This window comes from Anaerococcus obesiensis ph10 (assembly GCF_000311745.1).
Taxonomy (GTDB): Bacteria; Bacillota; Clostridia; order Tissierellales; family Peptoniphilaceae; genus Anaerococcus; species Anaerococcus vaginalis.
Window position 1 is genome coordinate 15,114 of record NZ_HE978531.1, and the last position, 21,106, is coordinate 36,219.

The 21,106-nt window shown below is 28.9% G+C and carries 23 protein-coding genes, 1 tRNA gene and 2 pseudogenes; 24 read left to right on the forward strand and 2 right to left on the reverse strand.

The features are described 5' to 3' along the window. The first annotated feature begins 13 nt into the window (after positions 1-13). The 12 genes and pseudogenes from ylxM to topA all read left to right on the forward strand — a co-directional run bounded on the left by ylxM (position 14) and on the right by topA (position 8,722). Positions 14-244, forward strand: coding sequence for a YlxM family DNA-binding protein (gene ylxM, locus HGAG_RS10235; RefSeq protein WP_019117398.1), 231 nt, complete (start codon positions 14-16; stop codon positions 242-244). A 103-nt stretch (positions 245-347) separates the two neighbouring features. Continuing rightward, positions 348-1,685 carry a signal recognition particle protein gene (gene ffh / locus HGAG_RS00140; protein WP_019117399.1) on the forward strand — a complete coding sequence of 446 codons (1,338 nt, stop codon included), beginning with the start codon at positions 348-350 and terminating at the stop codon, positions 1,683-1,685. Between the two features lie 17 nt (positions 1,686-1,702). Continuing rightward, positions 1,703-1,948, forward strand: coding sequence for a 30S ribosomal protein S16 (rpsP, locus tag HGAG_RS00145; protein WP_019117400.1), 246 nt, complete (start codon positions 1,703-1,705; stop codon positions 1,946-1,948). A 4-nt stretch (positions 1,949-1,952) separates the two neighbouring features. Further along, positions 1,953-2,177 (forward strand): KH domain-containing protein, encoded by a 225-nt coding sequence (locus HGAG_RS00150; protein ID WP_019117401.1) that lies wholly within the window; start codon positions 1,953-1,955, stop codon positions 2,175-2,177. Beyond that, positions 2,174-2,659, forward strand: a complete 486-nt coding sequence (gene rimM / locus HGAG_RS00155) for a ribosome maturation factor RimM (protein WP_019117402.1) — start codon at positions 2,174-2,176, stop codon at positions 2,657-2,659. The genes HGAG_RS00150 and rimM overlap by 4 nt, the downstream gene beginning before the upstream one ends. Further along, a complete protein-coding gene (gene trmD / locus HGAG_RS00160) occupies positions 2,652-3,371 on the forward strand; it encodes a tRNA (guanosine(37)-N1)-methyltransferase TrmD (protein ID WP_019117403.1) in 720 nt (239 codons plus the stop codon). The genes rimM and trmD overlap by 8 nt, the downstream gene beginning before the upstream one ends. After that, positions 3,343-3,690: a 50S ribosomal protein L19 gene (rplS, locus tag HGAG_RS00165; protein ID WP_004816243.1), complete on the forward strand. Its 348-nt coding sequence runs from the start codon at positions 3,343-3,345 to the stop codon at positions 3,688-3,690. The genes trmD and rplS overlap by 29 nt, the downstream gene beginning before the upstream one ends. Positions 3,691-3,773: 83 nt before the next feature. After that, positions 3,774-4,610 (forward strand): ribosome biogenesis GTPase YlqF, encoded by an 837-nt coding sequence (ylqF, locus tag HGAG_RS00170; RefSeq protein WP_019117404.1) that lies wholly within the window; start codon positions 3,774-3,776, stop codon positions 4,608-4,610. Further along, the gene (locus HGAG_RS10240) at positions 4,597-5,229 is read left to right on the forward strand and encodes a ribonuclease HII (RefSeq protein WP_019117405.1); all 633 of its coding nucleotides are present in this window, start codon (positions 4,597-4,599) and stop codon (positions 5,227-5,229) included. Before ylqF ends, HGAG_RS10240 begins: the two co-directional genes overlap by 14 nt. After that, on the forward strand, positions 5,226-5,582 hold the full coding sequence (locus HGAG_RS00180) for a YraN family protein (RefSeq protein WP_019117406.1): 357 nt from the start codon (positions 5,226-5,228) through the stop codon (positions 5,580-5,582). The genes HGAG_RS10240 and HGAG_RS00180 overlap by 4 nt, the downstream gene beginning before the upstream one ends. Next, on the forward strand, positions 5,583-6,662 hold the full coding sequence (dprA, locus tag HGAG_RS00185) for a DNA-processing protein DprA (protein WP_019117407.1): 1,080 nt from the start codon (positions 5,583-5,585) through the stop codon (positions 6,660-6,662). Continuing rightward, positions 6,663-8,722: pseudogene (gene topA / locus HGAG_RS10245) on the forward strand (type I DNA topoisomerase). Positions 8,723-9,111: 389 nt separating this feature from the next. On the opposite strand, the gene mscL reads toward topA, so the two are convergent. After that, positions 9,112-9,519 (reverse strand): large conductance mechanosensitive channel protein MscL, encoded by a 408-nt coding sequence (mscL, locus tag HGAG_RS00195; protein WP_019117408.1) that lies wholly within the window; start codon positions 9,517-9,519, stop codon positions 9,112-9,114. Between the two features lie 107 nt (positions 9,520-9,626). Between mscL and HGAG_RS00200 the strand changes: the two genes are divergently transcribed. From HGAG_RS00200 to HGAG_RS00220, 5 genes are all read left to right on the forward strand, one after another. Further along, on the forward strand, positions 9,627-10,205 hold the full coding sequence (locus HGAG_RS00200; RefSeq protein ID WP_019117409.1) for an NUDIX hydrolase: 579 nt from the start codon (positions 9,627-9,629) through the stop codon (positions 10,203-10,205). A 78-nt stretch (positions 10,206-10,283) separates the two neighbouring features. Further along, positions 10,284-11,117, forward strand: a complete 834-nt coding sequence (locus HGAG_RS00205) for an aminoglycoside 6-adenylyltransferase (RefSeq protein ID WP_019117410.1) — start codon at positions 10,284-10,286, stop codon at positions 11,115-11,117. An 8-nt stretch (positions 11,118-11,125) separates the two neighbouring features. Continuing rightward, a complete protein-coding gene (locus HGAG_RS00210; RefSeq protein ID WP_019117411.1) occupies positions 11,126-12,349 on the forward strand; it encodes a D-alanyl-D-alanine carboxypeptidase family protein in 1,224 nt (407 codons plus the stop codon). Between the two features lie 46 nt (positions 12,350-12,395). Next, positions 12,396-12,472: transfer RNA gene (locus HGAG_RS00215), tRNA-Arg, on the forward strand. A 93-nt stretch (positions 12,473-12,565) separates the two neighbouring features. Further along, positions 12,566-13,039, forward strand: coding sequence for a nucleoside deaminase (locus HGAG_RS00220; RefSeq protein ID WP_004839142.1), 474 nt, complete (start codon positions 12,566-12,568; stop codon positions 13,037-13,039). Positions 13,040-13,064: 25 nt separating this feature from the next. On the opposite strand, the gene HGAG_RS00225 is transcribed toward HGAG_RS00220, so the two are convergent. Continuing rightward, complete coding sequence (locus HGAG_RS00225) at positions 13,065-13,463, reverse strand: VOC family protein (RefSeq protein WP_019117412.1); 399 nt, start codon at positions 13,461-13,463, stop codon at positions 13,065-13,067. An 88-nt stretch (positions 13,464-13,551) separates the two neighbouring features. On the opposite strand from HGAG_RS00225, the gene HGAG_RS00230 reads away from it, so the two are divergent. From HGAG_RS00230 to HGAG_RS00260, 7 genes and pseudogenes are all read left to right on the forward strand, one after another. After that, positions 13,552-14,496, forward strand: coding sequence for an NAD(P)-dependent oxidoreductase (locus HGAG_RS00230; protein WP_019117413.1), 945 nt, complete (start codon positions 13,552-13,554; stop codon positions 14,494-14,496). Positions 14,497-14,498: 2 nt separating this feature from the next. Next, positions 14,499-15,113 carry a uridine kinase gene (gene udk / locus HGAG_RS00235; RefSeq protein WP_019117414.1) on the forward strand — a complete coding sequence of 205 codons (615 nt, stop codon included), beginning with the start codon at positions 14,499-14,501 and terminating at the stop codon, positions 15,111-15,113. A gap of 1 nt (position 15,114) precedes the next feature. After that, positions 15,115-16,920, forward strand: coding sequence for a 1,4-alpha-glucan branching protein GlgB (glgB, locus tag HGAG_RS00240; protein WP_019117415.1), 1,806 nt, complete (start codon positions 15,115-15,117; stop codon positions 16,918-16,920). Continuing rightward, entirely contained in the window at positions 16,913-17,383 is a 471-nt protein-coding gene (locus tag HGAG_RS00245; protein WP_004839137.1) for a hypothetical protein, read from the forward strand. The genes glgB and HGAG_RS00245 overlap by 8 nt, the downstream gene beginning before the upstream one ends. Positions 17,384-17,406: 23 nt before the next feature. Further along, complete coding sequence (locus HGAG_RS00250; RefSeq protein ID WP_019117416.1) at positions 17,407-18,540, forward strand: FAD:protein FMN transferase; 1,134 nt, start codon at positions 17,407-17,409, stop codon at positions 18,538-18,540. 103 nt (positions 18,541-18,643) lie between these two features. Continuing rightward, positions 18,644-20,121, forward strand: a pseudogene (locus HGAG_RS10250) (DUF1846 domain-containing protein). A 156-nt stretch (positions 20,122-20,277) separates the two neighbouring features. Further along, the gene (locus HGAG_RS00260) at positions 20,278-21,054 is read left to right on the forward strand and encodes an enoyl-CoA hydratase-related protein (protein WP_004839134.1); all 777 of its coding nucleotides are present in this window, start codon (positions 20,278-20,280) and stop codon (positions 21,052-21,054) included. Positions 21,055-21,106 lie beyond the last annotated feature (52 nt).

Consider the following 21,106-nt stretch of genomic DNA (forward strand, 5'->3'; position numbering starts at 1 on the left):
GACGGGTGAGAATATGGAAAAATTAGTACAAGTTGCAAGATTGTTTGACACTTATGGCTCTCTTTTAAATGAAAAACAAAAAGACGTCATAAATTGTTATTACAATGAAGATTTATCATTAAACGAGATAGCAGAAAATAACAATAAATCAAAACAGGCAATTTCTGATATGATTCAAAGGTCTGTTGACAAGTTATTTGAGTTTGAAAATGAGCTTTCTTTAATAAGAAAAAAAATCAATTAAGAGAAGATTTGTCTTTGTTAAGAGAGTTGATCGAAAGTTCAAATCAAAGTGAAGCTATGGATATGATCGATGAAATGATAAATAAAATTTAGGATGTGAAAATATGATTTTTTCAAATCTTTCTGAGAAGTTACAAGAATCTTTAGGAAAACTTACAGGAAAAGGAAAATTAAGCGAAAAAGACATCGACAATGTAGCCAGAGAAATAAAACTTTCTTTGCTTGAGGCTGACGTTAATTACAAAGTAGTTAAGGAGTTTGTCAAAAAAATAAAAGAAAGAGCTATGGGTCAAGATGTCATGGAATCTCTTACTCCAGGTCAAACTGTAATTAAGATTGTAAATGAAGAACTTACAAATCTTATGGGTAAGGAAAATTCTAAACTTGAGCTAAAGGGATCTACTCCTCACGTTGTGTTGATGGTAGGTTTGCAAGGTTCAGGTAAGACAACTCACTCTGGAAAACTTGTCAGGAAATTAAAAAAGGAAGGCAGAAATCCTCTTTTAGTAGCTCTTGATGTTTACAGACCTGCGGCAATTGAACAATTGAAAGTTGTGGGCAAACAAGCTGAGGTTGAAGTTTTTGAAAAGGGAAAGCAAGATCCTGTTCAAACTGCAAATGAAGCAAAAGAATATGCTAGAAGAAATAACAATGATGTTGTTATAATGGATACGGCTGGACGACTTCAAATCGATGAAGATTTGATGGATGAGCTTAAAAATATTAAAAAAGTTGTAAAACCTGACGAGATACTTTTGGTAGTTGATGCCATGGTTGGACAAGAATCTGTAAATGTTGCAAAAACATTTGATGAATATCTTGATATTACTGGCGTTATTCTAACAAAACTTGACGGAGATGCAAGAGGTGGAGCAGCTCTTTCAATTAGACAAGTTGTAGGAAAGCCAATTAAATTTATTGGTACAGGCGAAAAGCTTGATGATCTTGAAGCCTTTCATCCAGACAGGATGGCATCAAGAATTCTTGGCATGGGAGATGTCTTATCCCTAATTGAAAAGGCAGAAAAGCAAGTTTCTTTGAAAGATGCAAGAGAGCTTGAAGAAAAAATGCGAAACCAATCCTATACTCTTGATGATTTTGTTGAACAAATAAATCAAATAAGAAATATGGGACCGCTTGAAGATTTACTTGCTATGATTCCTGGAGTAAACAACAAAATGCTAAAAAATGTAAATGTTGATGAAAAAGGATTTGTAAGGATTGAAGCTTTAATATCTTCTATGACAAAAGAAGAAAGAGAAAAACCTGAGATTATTGGCAAAAGCCGTAAGGAAAGAATTGCCAAAGGCTCTGGGGTTGATATGAATGAATTAAATAAATTATTAAAGCAATTCAAAGAACTAAAGAAAATGATGAAACAATTTACTAATATGAAAAAGGGAAGAAAAGGCAAAAGAAAATTCAATATGCCTTTCTTCTAAAAAATACGGAGGTTATGATGGCAGTTAAAATTAGATTAAAAAGAATGGGACAAAAGAAAAGACCATTTTACAGAGTAGTTGTAGCAGATTCTAGAAGTCCAAGAGATGGAAAATTCATCGAAGAAATCGGAACATACAATCCAGTATCTGAACCAAAAGAATTTAAAATTGACAACGAAAAAGCTAAACAATGGATTAAAAATGGTGCAAAACCAACTTCTATTGTTGAAAAATTATTTAACGACAACAACGTTTTAGCATAATAAAATGAAAGAATTAGTCAAACTAATAGTTACAGAACTTGTCGAAGACAAAGATGCTGTAGGAATAATATTAGAAGAAGACAACGGAGAAGTTAACATAAAAATTAACGTAGCAGAAAAAGACAAGGGAAGAGTTATAGGAAAGGGTGGAAATATTATTAATTCCATTAGAACTATTGCTCGTGCTTGTGCAGTCAAAGAAGATGTTAAGGTTAATATAAGAATATGAAAATAACTGTAGCAGAGATACTTACAACACACGGGATAAAAGGAAATCTAAAAATAAAATCTTATTCAGATAATGAAAAAAGATTTGAAAAAGGATCAAAACTTTTACTTGATGGAAATTTAGTTACAATCGAATCATCTTTTAAGCATAAGGGTAGTATCATCATAAAACTCAAGGAATATGATGATATTAATGAGGTAGAAAAGTTTATTGGACACGAACTTACTATTGAGGATAAGGACTTAGAAAAATTAAATGATGGAGAATATTATTTATTTGATTTGATTGGCCTAAAAGTTTATGAAAAAAATCAAGAACTTGGTTTTATAAAAGATGTCATCACTGGAGTTTATCCAAATGATATCTATGTAATAGAAAAAGACGGAAAAGAAATTTATTTTCCAGCCTTAAATGCTACAGTAAAAAATGTTGACTTAGAAAATAAAAAAATAGAAGTAGAAAACTTCAAAGATTATGAATAAAATAACTATACTTACACTTTTTCCCGAATCATTCGAATTTCTAAAAAGCTATGGAGTTATAGGAAAGGCAATTGAAAAAGGACTTATTGAAATTAATCTTGTTGATATAAGAGATTATAGCAAAGACAAACACAACAGGGTTGATGATACAGTTTTTGGTGGGGCAGCAGGAATGCTTATGAGGCCTCAACCGATTTATGATGCTCTAATAGCAAATAAAAGTTCAAAATCAAAAGTAGTCTACATGTCTGCAGCAGGAGAAATCCTAAACCAAAAATTAGCAATCAAATTTGCAGATTTTGAAGACTTGGTAATAATTTGCGGTCATTACGAAGGAATAGATGCAAGAATTACCAATCACTATGTTGATTATGAAGTTTCAATTGGAGATTATGTTTTAACCGGTGGCGAAATCCCTGCCATGGTGTTAATAGATTCTCTTTCAAGATTTATTGGGGGAGTTGTTGGGAAAAAAGAATCATTAGTTACAGATTCACACTACAATGGTCTACTACAATATGATGAGTACACGAAGCCTAGAAATTTTAATGGATATATGGTTCCAAAAGAACTTTATAGTGGAAATCATAAATTAGTAGAAGAGTGGCAAAAGAAATCATCTCTTCAAAAAACCAAAAGAGTAAGAAGAGATTTATACGATAGATATATCAAGGAGGATCACGATGGAATTAATCAAAAAAATAGAAAATGAACAACTACGTGAAGATAATCCAGACTTTAGAGTTGGAGATACTGTAAGAGTAAGCTACAGAATCAAAGAAGGAGACAAAACAAGACTCCAAGACTTTGAAGGAGTAGTAATCAAAATAAATGAAGGAAATCTTGGAAAAACTTTCACACTTAGAAGACTTTCTTATGGTGTAGGAGTAGAAAGAACATTCCTTTATCACTCACCAAGACTTGAAGCATTCAAAATCGTTAGACGTGGTAAGGTAAGACGTGCAAAACTAAATTACCTAAGAGGACGTCAAGGTAAGGCTGCAAAAGTTAAAGAAAAAACAAATTATTAAAAATAAGGGCCGAAAGGCTCTTTTTTATTTTATATAAACACAAATATTTGTGATAAAATATAAGATAAAGATTAGGAGGATATATGAATATAAATTGGTATCCGGGTCATATGAAAAAGACCAAAGAAGAAATTAAAAATTCTTTAAAACTTGTTGATATAGTTTTAGAAGTAATAGATGCAAGAATTCCAAAATCTTCAAGAAATCCATTGATTACTGAAATAACTGAAAAAAAAGATAGAATTATTATAATGAATAAAACTGATCTTTCAGATCCAGTTGAAAATGAAAAATGGATAAAAAAATTTGCTGATGATGGAATAAAAGCGATAAAAATGAATGCAAAAGAAAAAATAAATACAAAAGAAATTTATAATATTGCAAAAGAAATTCTTTTTGAAAAATTTAAAAAAAATGAAGAAAAAAATATTGAAAATGAAAATATTAGGATGATGGTTGTAGGAATTCCAAATTCTGGGAAATCTACTTTTATAAATAATATTGCAAAAAGAAAGGGAGCAAGGGTTGGAAATAGACCTGGAGTTACTCAACAAAAACAATGGATAAAAACAAAAGAAAATATTTTGCTTTTGGATACACCTGGTGTTTTGTGGCCAAAATTTGATGGGCAAACAGGACTTAATTTGTCTTTTACAAATGCAATTAAGGATGAAATTTTAAATATTGAGGAATTGTGCCTTAAATTTATTGAATTTATGAAAGAATTTTATCCAAAAAATTTGGAAGAAAGGTATAAGATAGATTCTAATAAAACTGCTCTTGAAATTTATGAAGAAATCGGGATAAAAAGAGGGGCAATTATTAGAAAAGGCGAAGTTGATTATACAAGATGTGCAAATTTAATTTTTAATGATTTTAGAAGTGGAAAACTTGGAAGGATAACAATTGAAAAAGCCTAGATATTCTGAATTTAATGATAAAATAAAAAATGAAATTCATGAAAAATATGAATTGATTGCAGGAATAGATGAAGTTGGAAGGGGGCCTTTGGCAGGACCTGTTGTGGCTTGTGCAGTTATAATGAAAAAAGATTCTCATATTAAAGGAGTCACAGATTCCAAAAAATTATCAAAAAAGAAAATGAAAGAACTCTACCAAAAAATTATAGATGATACGATTTCCTATTCTTTTGGTTATGCAAATAATATCCTTATTGATAAAATTAATATAAAAGAGGCAACGAAACTTGCTATGAAAGATGCCCTAGAAGGTCTTAAAAAAAAGCCTCAAATTGTTTTGATTGATGCTGAAAGAATTGATACGGATATTAAACAATTAAATATAGTAAAGGGCGACTTGTATGAATATTCTATTTCATGTGCATCAATTCTTGCTAAGGTTAGAAGGGATAAAATAATGGAAAATTTCTCAAAAATTTATCCTCATTATTCATTTGAAACAAACGCAGGCTATGGAACAAAAAAACACTACGATGGTCTTGAAAAATATGGGGAATGTCCAATTCATAGAAAAACTTTTTTAAGAAAATTTTATGAAAGGCAATTATCTTTTCTATGAAAAGCAAAAAAAGAACAATAGGAGATTTTGGGGAGGATATAGCCTTAAAATATTTGGAGAAAAAAGGTTACCAAATTTTGGATAGAAATTTCATAAAACCCTACGGAGAAATTGATATTATTGCAATAAAAGATGATATTTTGACCTTTGTGGAAGTTAAAACAAGAAAAAATGATGAATTTAAGCCTGCAAGTTTGGATGTTGATTATTATAAACAAGAAAGAATCAAAAAAACAGCCCAAGCCTATATTATGGAAAAAGATTTGGGCGAATTTTTGATCTCTTTTGATGTGTGCGAAGTTTATCTTGAAAATAAAACAATTCATTACATAAAAAACGCTTTTGGTGATTAGATGGACAAAAAAGATTTGTTATTATATTTTAATTTTATAAATTTACAAAACAAAATAATTTTGGATTTTTGTGAAAATCTTGATATGGATAATTTTTTTGACCTTGATAGGAAAATTTTTGAAAATTTATCTAAGATAAATAAGGAAAAGATATTTTCTTCTAAGAATTTAGAAAATTTTAAAGCTTATAGACAAAAAGTTTTTAATGGTCCTTATAAAATTTCTACCATATACGATGATAATTATCCGGTAAATTTATCCTACATAGATGACAGGCCTGCTCTTTTTTATTACAAGGGAAAGTTGGAAAAAGAGGACAAAAACGCCATAGCCTTTGTTGGTGCAAGAAAATGTACTGATTATGGGAAATGGGCTTGTAAAAAAATCGTAGAAGGTTTTAAGGATACAAATATTAGGACTGTATCAGGTCTTGCTTATGGAATTGATGCAATTAGCCATAAGGTAAGTCTTGAAAATAATATTAAAACTATTGGAGTAATTGGCTCAGGTCTTGATATAATTTATCCCAAGGCAAATAAATATTTGTATGAAAAAATCCAAGAAAAGGGAGTAATAATTTCGGAATTTCCCTTAGAAACTCCGCCAAATGCCTACAATTTTCCAAGAAGAAATAGGATAATTTCTGGACTTAGCAAGGGAGTTTGTGTGATTGAGGCAAAGGAGAAATCTGGAACTATGATTACAACAAATTTTGCCCTTGAACAGGGAAGGGAAGTGTTTTGTCTTCCAGGAAATATAAATTCGATTTATTCAAAGGGATGCAACAAATTAATTCAAGAAGGATCCAAACTTGTAATGGATGCAAGTGATATAATAGATGAAATTGAAGATTTTAAAAATATAAATAATAAGAAAAACAAAATTAATCTTGATGGACTTGATAAAGATGCGGCAAATGTAGTAAAGTATATAATCGACAAGCCATCTTCAAATGCAGATGAGATTTCGCAAAATCTATCCATTTCGATTGAGGATGTAAATTATATTTTGATATTTTTGGAATTAAATGATTATATAGAAAATATGGGAAACAATGAGTATGTGTGTAAAGGGGATTAAATGGCAAAAAATTTAGTAATAGTAGAATCTCCAACAAAGGCTAAGTCAATCACTAGGATGTTGGGCTCAAATTATAAGGTAAGAGCAACTTATGGTCATCTTAGAGATTTGCCAAAGTCTAAACTTGGAGTGGATATAGAAAATAATTTTGAACCAAAATATATAAAAGTTCGTGGAAAGGCAAAAACAATCAATGCCTTAAAAAAAGAAGCAGAAAGCGTAGACAAAGTTTATCTTGCAACAGACCCTGATAGGGAAGGCGAGGCAATAAGCTGGCATTTGCAATATCTTTTGGGACTTGATAAAAATGAATTAAACAGAGTAGAATTTCATGAGATAACAAAAAATAATGTAAAAAAATGCTATCAAAAAATCCAAGAAAAATCGACCAAAATTTGGTAGATAGCCAACAAGCAAGAAGAATTATGGACAGGATAGTAGGTTATGAAATTTCTCCAATTTTGTGGAAAAGAGTAAAATCTGGTCTATCTGCAGGAAGAGTCCAATCAGTTGCTTTAAAACTAATTGTAGATAAGCAAAGAGAAATTGATTCTTTTGTTCCTGAAGAATATTGGACAATTACAGCCAAGCACAAAGAAGATAAAATTGAATTTGAATCAGAATTTTATGGATCAAAATCCAAAAAAATGAAAATTTCAAATGAAAATGGGGCAGAAAAAATCCTAAATAGGATTGATAAGGACAAGTTTGAAGTTGTAGATATTCAAAAAACAAAAAAGAAAAGAAAACCACAAAAGCCATATACAACTTCAACTTTACAACAAGACGCCTCAAATAAATTAGGATTTTCTACAAAATATACAATGTCTCTTGCCCAACAATTATTTGAAGGAATTGATTTAGGAGAAAAGGGAAGAGTCGGTCTAATTACTTATATGAGAACAGATGCCACAAGACTTTCAAATGAAATTATTGGAGAAAGTTTATCATATATTAAGGAAAAATTTGGAGAAAAATACGCATCAAAAGGAAATTCTTATTCAAAAAAATCAAAAACAAGTCAAGATGCTCATGAGGCAATAAGGCCTACTTCAATTTACAATGATCCAATAAGTGTAAAAGAATATTTAACAGACCAACAATATAAACTCTACAAATTAATTTGGACAAGAGTTGTTGCAAGTCAAATGACAGATTACGAATATTTGTCAACATCTCTTTCTTTTGATTCAAATGGAGTGATTTTTAAAACAAATGGAAAAATAACCTTGTTTGATGGGTTTATGAAAGTTTCAAATGCAAAAGAAAATGAAAATATCCTACCAGATTTAAAAAAGGGAGATATTATAAAAGCACTTGACATTAAAAAAGACCAACATTTTACTAAGCCACCAGCAAATTACACAGAGGCAAGTCTTGTAAAAACTTTGGAAGAATATGGAATAGGAAGACCATCAACCTATTCATCAACAATAGCTTCAATTATTTCAAGAAATTATGTAGAATTTGAACAAAGAAAAATTCTTCCGACAAAACTTGGAATAAGAGTAAATGATTTTTTACAAGAAAGTTTTGACGACATAATAAATGTAGAATTCACAGCGAAAATGGAAGATGAACTTGATAAAATTGCTCAAGATGAAGTTTATTGGAAAGATGTCTTAAAATCTTTTTATGAAGGATTTGAAAAAGATTTAAAACAAGTTTCAAAAGATAGGACAGATTATAAGGTAAAAGATAAAGTTTTGGATGAAAAATGTCCAAAGTGTGGCCATCCGCTTGCAGAAAAACACGGAAGAAATGGAAAATTTATTGGATGTACAAATTTCCCAGAATGCGATTTTACAAAATCAATTATAAAAACAACAGGAGTAAAATGTCCAGAATGTGAAAATGGAGAAATAATAGAAAAAGTTTCTAAGAAGGGCAAAAGATTTTACGGCTGTTCAAATTTTCCAAAATGTGATTACGCAACATGGGATCCACCAACAGGAGAGAAATGTCCAAAATGCGGAGACCTTTTAGTCCACAAAAAAAATAGATCAACTGATGAAATAAAATGTAATTCTTGTGATTACGTTAAAGAAAAAAGAAGATAAAATTTTTTATTAAAAAAGCAGGCTTTATGCCTGCTAATAGCGTAGACAAACCCTCAAGCACGAATATCTGACTCCAAAAATTGTTGATTTCTAAATTTCAAAATTCTAAAATCGCAAACTCGCTAACGCGAGAACAGATAAATAGCTTAAAATTGTGCCAGTGGCACGATTTTAATATTTATCCCTCGGAATATAACGAAGAATAGAAATTTAATTGAATTTATTTTATTTAATAAATTATCATTGCTTTAAATTTTAGAGTGCGATTTTTGACGAATTTTATAATTTGAAATCAAATCAATTTTTTACGTATGATATTCTTAGCATAAGGATTTGTATACTTTGTTAATAATTTAAGCAGGCTTTGAGCCTGCTTTATTTTTTTAAAATTATTTAATTTCTTCAGAAAACCCTTCAAGCTTTGATGTACAATGAGGACATCTTGTTGCTTCTATATTAATTTCTGATTTACAATGAGGGCAAATTTTTGTTGTAGCTTCTACAACTTCTTCTTTTTTTGCCTTGTTCAATGCTTTTACAATTAAAAATAGGAATAATGAAATAATTAAAAATGTAATAATTGCATTAATAACGCTACCTATTTGTAATTTTGCTCCAAAAAAATTAACTGCCAAATCTTCGTAATCAACTCCTGCTGTAAGTCCTGAAATAATTGGCATCAAAATTCCATCTACAACAGCAGTTACAATTGCAGTGAAAGCAGAGCCCATGATAAGACCTATTGCCAAGTCAACTACATTTCCCTTTGAAATAAATTCTTTAAATTCTTTCCACATAATATCTCCTTATTTCTTATTTGTCTTCATTATACTCATATTTTTATAAATGTGTAGGATAGAAAATATTTTAAAAATAGTATAGTGATTATAAGGAGAAAAAATTTATGAAAAATTTACAAGTTGATGATGAATTTTATAAAAAATTATCTAAATATGCTGTTTTTATTCCTATAATTAATATTGATGGGAAAGACCATATTTTATTTGAAGTTAGGAGTAATCTCATTTCTCAAGCTGGCGAAGTTTCTTTTCCTGGTGGTGGAGTAAATGAAGGAGAAAAATTTGAGATGGCTGCCATTAGGGAATGTAGGGAAGAATTAAATTTAGATGAAAAAGATGTTTCTTTGATTGGTTATTCTTCTATGATTTTGTCTTCTTCAAATAGGCTAATCAAAGCTTATTATGGAAGAATTAATAAAAATTTTGAAAATATTTCTTATAATATGGAAGTTGATTCTATTTTTACGGTTTCTATTGATTATTTGAAAAAAAATCCTCCAGAAAAATATACGGCAAAACTCAAAATGGATTTGCCAGATGATTTTCCTTTTGAAAAAATTCCTAATGGAAAAAATTATAATTTTTGGCAAAGATACCATACTTTTTATTTTTATAATACAAAACCTGTTATATGGGGAATGACTGCAAATGTTTTGAAAGATTTTTTAAAATTTTATAAATAATTATTTCTTATAAAGATTTATAATTTGTGGTAAAATTAGTTTATAGGAGAATTGTTTGTAAGAAAGAAAGATGTGGTTATGAAAAGTTATATTATAGAAAAATTAAAAGATTATTCCAAATCTAATGAAAAAGTCAAGGCGATTTTTTTTGTAAAGGAAGATAATAATAATGAATATTTTGCAAATATTTATCTTGTTTTGAGTGATATTATTATTTCAAAAATCAAAGAAGATTTGGAAAATATTTTTGATGATTATGCAATGATTAATAAAAGAAAAGATTCTTTTGAGCTTGATAAAAAAAATCAACAATTTACAAAGTTCGAACTTTATACTAATGATTCTACAAAAATTTCCATAAATTTAATTTTGGAAGATAAGGCAAATGATTTTATAAAATTGTGTCCGGGAAGTATTGAATTTATTTGTGATAAAATGAATTTAGAAGAAGAAATTGGTGAGAAAAATATTGTTTATAGTCTTGCTCGTGAATTTGAATTTGATGAGTGTTGTAAGAACTTTTTTTCAAGCTGTTTGGATGTTTCTTTTAATCTTATGTCAAGAGATCTTATTAGTGCAGGTTATAGAATGCAAAGTGTAAGGGATTATCTATATAAATTATTAAATTGGTATATAATTGATAAATTTAATAAGGGCAAAGATGCTGGGGAGTATGGACAAAATTTAATTCATACTTTGGAAGCTGATATTAAGGAAGAATTGTTATTGACCTTTAAAACAAATGATATTACTGAAATTTATGGGGCAATTTTTGCAGCTTGCCAATTGTTTAGAAAAATTGGTATGCAACTTTCTGAAAAATTCGATTTTTCTTATCCAAAAAAAGATGATGTTTATACACTAAAGCTTTTGAGAAAAAATTACAAAAAAATGGAATCGCTACAAGTATAGGGGGATGAATGAAAAGGAAAAAAATTATAGCATTTTTATTGGCGTTTTTGTTTATATTTTCTCCAATCAAAACTTTTGCTGATGATACGGTAGCAAAAGACGGAGATAATATTGTTGGTGCTGATAAATTTGTAAAAGCGTACTTGATTGGAAATCAAGAAAGTGGAGATATTTTTTATCAAAAAAATGCAGATCAAACTTATCCAATAGCATCAATGAGTAAGCTTATGACATTTTTACTTGCAAGAGATGCAATCGAAAGTGGAAAAATTTCTTTTGATACAAAGGTTAAGGGGACTAAGGAAGCCGAAGACTTAACAGGGCCAGAATATTCTGCAATGGGAATTAAAGAAGGCGAACAGTACACAATAAAAGAATTGCTCACAGGTCTTATGGTAGTTAGTGGCAATGATTGTGCAAATCTTTTGGCAAGTACAATTTCAGGAAGTGAAGCTAATTTTGCCAATGATATGAATAAAAAAGCTCAAGAATTAAATTTGAAAAGTCAAAAATATTACAATGCATCAGGAATAAATACAGAAGATGATAAACAAAATTCATCATCTGCAAAAGATTTATTTGAACTTACAAGAATAATTGTTGACAAGTATCCAGATGTTTTAGAATATTCAAAAATAAATGAGATTAATGATAACAAAAAAGATATTCACAAAAAATCAACTATTCCACTTAGGGACGAAATAAAAGGCGTTGATGGATTAAAAACAGGAACAACAGAAGAAGCAGGTCATTGTTTAACAACAACCATCGATATGAACAAATTTGATCCAAAAAATGAATTTAGGGCAATAGGAATCGTGATGGGAGCTGAAGAAAATGAATTTAGAAATTCAGCTATGACCGATTTAATCTATTACGTTTCAAGATATTTTAATTATAAAAAACTTACAGATAAAGATTTGCCTAGCGATTCAATAAAAGTTAATTCCGTAAAAGAAGGATATGTAGAATTATATCCAGAAAAAACAGTTGGCTTTATAATTAAAGACAAAGCAATGCCAAGTGTGAAAATTAAAATTAATAAAGATATAAAAGCACCAATCAAAAAAAATGAAAAACTCGGCAAGGCTTACATAAAATATAAGGACAAAGCATACGAAGTTAATTTGATAAGCAAAAAAGATCAACAAAAGGCATCAAACTTTACTAGAGTAAAAAGAACAGTATCAGATGCTTGCAATTTTTTGGTAGAATGTATTATAGCTAGATAGAAAAAGTTTTACTTTTTCTATCTTTTCTGCTATACTATTGGGGTAGGTCCTGGTAGCTCAGCTGGATAGAGCACCGCCCTCCTAAGGCGGGTGTCGGAGGTTCGAATCCTCTTCAGGACGCCAAATATTTTTAGCTATTGCAAATTTTAAAAAAATGAGCGATAGCTTTTTTTGTTGAAAAAAACTTTAAAATAATTTAAAATTGTGGAGAAATAAATGGATGATATTTTTTATATGAAAGAAGCCATAAATGAGGCAAAGCTTGCAAGATTAGAAGACGAAGTTCCAATTGGTTGTGTGATTGTAAAAGATGAAAAAATAATTGCAAGAAGTCACAACTATACATACAAAGGAAAATCTGCATTGAAACACGCAGAAATTCTTGCGATTGATAAGGCGAGCAAGTATGTTGGAGATTTTAGATTAGAAGATTGCACAATGTATGTAACAATGGAGCCTTGTTCCATGTGTGCTGGAGCAATAATAAATTCAAGAATAAAAAGATTAGTTATAGGTCTTGCCGATGTAAAAAGAGGAGCTTGCGGTTCAAACACAAATATTACAGGAGACAGAAGCCAATTGCATTATTTAGATGCAGAATTTGGTTTGATGAAAGAAGAAAGCCTAGAGCTTTTGCAAAATTTTTTTAAAAAATTGAGAAATAAAAAGAAAAAAGATTCTTGCCAATAAGGGTAAGAATCTTTTTTAAAATAAATTAAATTGTAGCAATAATTTGCCAAAATACCTTGTATTTATCGATCAAGGTTGTAAATAATTTCTTATTAATTGTTTGGGGTTGCATTAATACCTTTGATTCCTTTTCAAGTTTTGAATAAGCTTTATATAAATTTTCGCTGTTTGTTTCAATAACAACCCTTCCATTATTTCCACTTGTCCAATGCTTATCATCAGTTGTGTCAAATAAATATACATTATTTCCATAAATTTCTAATTTTGAATTATAAATTCGATCTCGGATTTCTTCGGGAAAGTTATACTGTTCAAAGTCAGAATATCTGATTATTTTTTCAGGCGGATCAAGGTCAAACATATCGCAATAATATTCAATAGCCTCCAAGCATTTTCCATTTTTAAATGATATACCAACTGCCATATTAAATTCCTTTCTTTAATTAAATTTAACATAATAGTATAATAATATCAAGATAAAAAATTATTAATAAAATATAAAGGGGGCGTAAATGAAGATTTCTTTAATAGATCCTTTGCTCGTTGATGATAAAATAATTGAAAGTCATAAGGAAAAAATAGAAAAACTTGGTCATGAATTTCAATATTTCAAAAAAAGCGCATCTGATGATGAAAAAATAATTGAAAGATTAAAAGACAGCGATGTGGCTATAATTACAAATAATAAATTTTCAAAAAATGTAATTGAAAATACAAATTTAAAATTAATTGATGTGGCATTTACTGGTTTTAATCATGTTGATATTGAAGCATGCAATGAAAAAAATATTATTGTAGAAAATGCCAGCGGATATTCTGATGATTCTGTCGCTGAGCTAGTGCTTGGTCTTACAATTTCTCTTATGAGAAAATTTAATGAAAACAGAAAAAATATGTATGAATATGAATCTTTTAAGGTCATTGGTCAAATTATAAAAGGAAAAACTGTTGGAGTTGTTGGCACAGGAAAAATTGGAATAAGAGTTATTGAATTATTTAAGGCTTTTGGTGCAAATATTTTGGCATATAGTCGAAGTGAAAAAGATGAAGTGAAAAATCTTGGTGCAAAGTATGTTAGCCTTGATGAGCTTTTGAAAAATTCTGATATTGTTACAATTCATCTTCCTCAAAACAAAGAAACTTGTGGTTTTATTGGAAAAAATGAACTTGATCTTATGAAAGATAAGGCAATTTTGATAAATTGTGCAAGGGGACCAATTGTTGACAATGATTATTTGGCAAAATTATTAAATGAAGATAAGTTAAGAGCTGGCATTGATGTTTTTGATATGGAACCTCCGATTGATAAAAATTATCCGCTTAGAAATGCAAAAAACACAGTGCTTACAAATCATGTAGGATTTTTAACTCAAGAAGCTATGGATATTAGATGTGAAATTGTTTTTGATAATTTATATAAGTTTCTTGATGGCAAAATCGTAAATAAAGTAAATTAATTATGGATACAAAAATTATAGCGATAGCAGGCGGATCTGCTAGTGGAAAATCTTCTATTGTTGAATATATAAAAAATTATTTTTCTAAAGATTTGTATGTAATTGGACATGACAATTATTATAAATCACATGATGATCTTAGTTTTGAAGATAGGGAAAAATTAAATTATGATAAACCTGAATCTTTTGACAATGAAATGTTTTTAAGGGATCTTTTGGCTTTAAAGGCTGGAAAAGAAATTGATATGCCAACCTATGATTATAATATTCATACTAGAAGCAAAGAAACTATTCATGTTGTTCCAAAAAAGATAATTCTTATTGAAGGAATTTTGGTTTTGTATGATGAGAGAATAAGAAATATTTTGGATACTTGCGTTTTTATTGATGCGGATAGTGACGTAAGACTTCAAAGAAGAATTTTAAGAGATACTAAAGAAAGATCTAGGAGTTTGGAATCGGTTTTGACTCAATATATAAAACAAGTAAAGCCAATGCACGAAAAATATGTTGAGCCAACAAAAAAATATGCAGATATAATAATTCCAAGAGGAGCAAAAAATACTAGAGGAATAGATATTTTAATTAAGCATATCGAAGATTTGATTGAGGAATAAAATGGAAGTGAAGTTACTTGATGTAGATTATAAAAAAATAGAATCCTACTTAAATGGCGATTCCAAGTTGGGCCATAAAATTTTTGGATCAATAAAAAAAGATGATGGATATGTTTTTAGATTATATGCTCCAAAAGCTGATAGGGTTTTAATCAAAGGAGATTTTTCAAATTGGCAAGAAATTCCTATGTTTAAAAATGAAAAGTATGGATATTTTTATAAATTTATTAAGGCAAAAGAGGGCGATTACTATAAATATGTTATAGAAAGTCAAGGAAATAGATTTGAAAAATTTGATCCTTATGGAAAATATTTTGATATGTCTCCAGAATTTGCCACAAAAATTATAGATACATCTTATGATTTTTCTGATGAAAAATGGATGGAAAAAAGAGAAAAAAATTTGGATAAACCAGTAAATATTTATGAAATTCATTTGGGAAGCTGGTTAAGATATAATTCTATGCCAAATATTTTGGATATAGTTGATAAATTAATTTCTTACGTAAAAGATATGGGCTATACTCACATAGAACTTATGCCAGTTACAGAACACCCTTATTATCCTTCTTGGGGCTATCAAGTTTCAGGATTTTTTGCTATGTCATCAAGATATGGTTCTATAAAAGATTTGCAAAAATTTGTAGAGATTTGCCACCAAAATGATATTGGAGTAATTTTTGATTTTGTAATTGTTCATTTTGCAGAAGATTATTATGCCCTAAAATATTTTGATGGAACTAGTCTTTACGAATCTGATTATAAAGATTTGCAATATTCTGAATGGGGAAGTTTGAATTTTGATTATTCAAAAGGTCATGTGAGAAGTTTTATGAAATCTGCTATTAATTTTTGGATAGAAAATTGTCATTTCGATGGAATAAGAATTGATGCAGTTTCTAATATGATTTATTATGATGGAAATAAAAATAGGGGAGTAAATCCTAATAATATTAAATTTTTAAAAGAATTGAACAGAGATCTTTCAAATGATTATCCAAATTTCATGAAAATTGCAGAAGATTCATCATCTTATGAATTTGTAACAGGAAAAAATTCACAAGATAGTCTTGGTTTTGATTACAAGTGGGATTTGGGATGGATGAATGATACTTGCAAATATTTTGAGGTTGATTCAATAAACAGGCATATATATCAAGGAAAAATTAATTTTTCTATGTTTTATTTTTACAGAGAAAATTTTCTTCTACCTTTAAGCCATGACGAGGTAGTTCATCTAAAAAAACCAATGATAAATAAAATGAACGGTTTTTATGAAGATAGGTTTAAACAATTAAAATTATTAAATACTTATCAAATGACTCATCCTGGCAAAAAATTAAATTTTATGGGCAATGAATTTGCAACTTTTGATGAATGGAATGAAAATGAATCTTTAAATTGGGATATTTTAAAATTTCCAATACATTCAGATTTTAAAAATTTTGTGAAAGATTTAAATTTCCTTTACAAGGACAATCCAAGTTTTTACAAAAATGATTTTGATGAAAAAGGATTTTTGTGGAAAGTTGTTGATGACAATATAAATTCTGTTTTTGCCTACGAAAGACTTGCAGATGATAAAAGATTTTTGGTAGTATTAAATATGACTAATACTTATAAAAAATCTTATCCGATTTTTTATGATGAAAATTTGATTTTTGTTGAAAAAATTAATAGTCTTTCTGAAAAATATGGTGGAGATAAATATAAAAGAGAAAATATAAAAATTAATAAGGGGGAAAATCTTGAGCTAGAGCTTTGGGAATATGAGGCTGTAGTTTTTGAAATAAAAGAAAATGAGTAGAAACAAAGAGGCTATCAATCTTTCTTGGTTGGTAGAAAAATGGACAATTTGGGATAATTCATATTTAAAAAATATTTGGTTAAATCTTGACACTTTGGATTTGATAAGAATAAATGATGATATGGATAACAATGACGATATAGAAGAATCTTATATTGATATTGAAAATAATATGGACGAATTTGTTTGTATGCCAGGTCGCGAAGCTGTAAATAAAAAACTTGCAAGAGAAGTTTTTATGGATTATTTGGGAAGCGTCGATAGGGACAGGCTTTTTGAAAATTATAATGAATACTCAGCTGACGAGGAATTTTTGGATTTGATTTATGAGCTAGGACTTGAAAATAAACTCCAAGAATTTAGAGAAAAAATTGCTGGAGCTATTTTATTAAATTGGGCAAATGAAGAAGATATTAAAGTAAATAAAGATATGGTAGTAATAGATTTATATAATAGGGATTAGATTTTGAAAAATAAAAAATAAAAATGACTTGTGCAGTGCTAGGCTTATGTTTAGCACTTTCATCATGTAATAAAAAAATTGAAAAAGTTAAACCAGAAGCAAAAAGCAATATTAAAAGTGAATTGAGTGATGATAAGAAAATTTCTTCAAACAATTCAAATAATGTTGACGAAAATCAATTGAAAAAATTTGAGGCAACAATTTATGAATACTTTGACACAATAACAACTTTTACTGCTTATTGCAAAAATGAAGAAGAATTCAACAAATACAAAGATTTAGTTGAACAAAGAATGGCAGAATATCATAAATTATTTAATAATTATGATAAATTTGATAAGGTAAATAATTTTTCCACTATAAACGAAAATGCTGGAAAAGAAAAAGTCAAAGTTGACAAAAAAATAATTGATATTTTAAAAGAAGGAAAAAAATGGTACAAGGAAACTGATGGCGATATAAACATTGCATACGGCAGAGTTTTAAAAATATGGCTTGATTTAAGAGAAAAAAGTGAAAAAGATCCAGAAAATATAAAGCTTCCATCAGACAAACAGCTCGAAGAAGCAGGAAAATATAGAAATATAGATGCCATAGAAATAGATGAAAAAAATCAAACAGCATACATTAATGATAAAAATGTTCAAATTGATATTGGTGGAATTGGAAAAGGCTACGCAACTGAATTAATAAAAAAAGAATTGATGGAAAAAGGACTTCAAACTGGAATTTTATCAGTTGGTGGAGATGTTGCAATAATTGGAAAAAATCCTACAAGACCATCGGGGAAATTTAAAATTGCAATAAAAGATCCATCACTATCAGAAGATCATCCTTATGCTTCAGTAGTTTCTGTAAATAAGACATCAGTTGTAACAAGTGGAGATTATGAAAGATATTTTGAAATTGACGGAAAAAAATATCATCACATTATAGATCCAGATACAAATTATCCATCAACAAAATTTAAATCTGTTTCAGTAATAACAGATAATATTGCCTATGCAGATGCTCTTTCAACAGCTCTTTTTATAAAAGATTTGGAAGAAGGAAAAGAATTAGTCAAAAAATTTAATGCAGAAGCTTACTGGATTGACAAAGATGGCAATACATTTAAAACTGAAAATTGGGACAAATACGAAGTAAAAGAAAAATAAAATTTTTTAAAAAATTGATGCGATATTTCGCATCTTTTTTTATAAAAATATTCAAAAATTTTTTCATCTAGTATATAATATAATCTGTATTTAGGAGGTAGGAATGATAAAAAAAGCTTTTAATAATGATAAATATATAAAAATCCAGTCGGAAAAAATAGAGGAAAGAATAAAAGAATTTGATAAGTTGTATCTTGAATTTGGCGGAAAGTTATTTGATGATTCTCACGCATCAAGAGTTTTGCCAGGATTTTTGCCTGATTCTAAATTACAAATGTTAAAAAAATTAAAAGATATTACAGAAATTGTAATCGTAATAAACGCAAATGATATTGAATCAAATAAAATCAGATCAGATCTTGATATAGGTTATGACACAGAAGTTTTAAGGCTAAAAACTTCTTTTGAGGATTTGGGATTTTTTGTAAATTCAATAGTAATAACTCAATTCGATAACCAACCATCAGCTATAAAATATGGAAAATATCTTGATAGTTTAAATATAAAAAATTATAAGACTTATGATATTGAGGGTTATCCAAATAATATTCCTCATATTATAAGCAAAGATGGTTTTGGAAAAAATGATTATATACAAACAAGTAGGGACTTGGTAGTTATAACAGGACCAGGACCTGGAAGTGGAAAGCTTGCAACTTGTCTTTCACAAATGTATTTGGAAAATGAGAGAGGAATAAACGCAGGCTATGCAAAATTTGAAACTTTTCCGGTGTGGAACCTTCCTTTAAAACACCCAGTAAATATTGCCTATGAAGCAGCTACAGCCGATTTAAATGATGTAAATATGATTGATCCATATCATCTTGAAGCTTATGGAAAAACAACAGTAAATTATAATAGAGACGTTGAAGCTTTTCCTATTTTAAAACAAATGTTTGAAAAAATTTCAGGAGTTTGCCCTTACAAATCTCCAACTGATATGGGAGTAAATATGGTTGGTTTTTGCATCGACGATGAGAAAGAAACAATAAAGGCCTGTGAAAATGAAATAATAAGAAGATATTACAATGCCCTAGTAGATTTTAAACTTGCAAAATCCGACTTTAAACCTGTAGAAAAAATAGAAATTTTGATGAGCGGACTAAATTTAGAATCATCAGATAGGATAGTTGCCATAAAAGCTAGAGAAAAACAAAAAGAAAAAATTCAGAAATTTTTGCAATTGAGCTTGGTGGTGGAAAAATTGTTACAGGCAAAAAATCAAAATTAATGTCATCTCCAGCAGCTTGTATTTTAAATGCCTTAAAAGAAATTTCTGGAATAAATGATGAAATTCCATTAATATCTCCACATATATTAGAGCCGGTTTTGAAATTAAAAGAAGATATTTTAAAACAAAAAGAGGAGTCCTTATCAGTTGACGATGTATTGATAGCTCTTTCAATATCAGCAACAACCAATCCAGTAAGTCATTTGGCACTAGAAAATTTAAATAAGCTAAAAGGACTTGATGCTCACTCAACAATAATTTTAAACGACAGCGACAAAAAAACTCTTTTAAAAATGCACTTTAATTTCACCCAAGATCCAGTGTTATCACAAGGATATTTAAATATTTAAAAAATTCCCCGATGAGGGAATTTTTTATTTGCAAATTTTTAAAAAAATTCGAATTAATTTATAATTCTATTTACTATATTTGCTTGACAAAAATTAATCAATGTTATAAGATGAATTTATAGAAAGCGTTTTTAAAAAAATCTTAAAGGAGAAAATATGAATAACGTAAAAGTAGATGTAAAAAATGAAATTGCTTATGTAACTATTGATAGACCAAAAGCTTTAAATGCTTTAAATTCAGAAACTTTAAAAGAATTAAATGAAACTTTTTCAGATATAAGAGATAGAAAAGATGTAAAAGTTTTAATTCTTACTGGTGGCGGAGAAAAATCTTTTGTAGCTGGTGCTGATATTTCTGAAATGGTAAATGCTACACCTCAAGAAGGTAGAGCAATGAGTATGCTTGCTTATGAAACTTTTAATATGCTTGAAGAAATGCCACAAGTTACGATTGCAGCTGTAAATGGATTTGCACTTGGCGGTGGTTGTGAAATTTCTATGGCTTGTGATATTAGAGTTGCATCTAAGAATGCTCTATTTGGTCAACCAGAAGTTGGTCTTGGAATAATTCCAGGATTTGGTGGAACTCAAAGACTTCCAAGACTTGTTGGAAAAGGAATTGCAAAAGAATTAATTTTTACAACAGATTCTATAAAAGCTGACGAAGCTTACAGAATTGGTCTTGTAAATCATGTTGTTGAAAAAGAAGAATTAATTGATTATTGTACAAAAATGGCAGAAAAAATTATTTCAAAAGCATCTTATGCAGTTACTCTTGCAAAACAAGTTATAAATCTTGGAGTAGAATCTGATCTTCACACAGGAATTCAATTAGAAGCAAATACTTTCGCATCAACTTTTGAAACTCACGACAAAAAAGAAGGCATGACAGCTTTCCTTGAAAAAAGAAAAGCAGATTTATCTGATTTTTAATTAAAAAAATAGGTGCTTTTGTAGAATTAAATTATTTCTACAAAAGCACCGT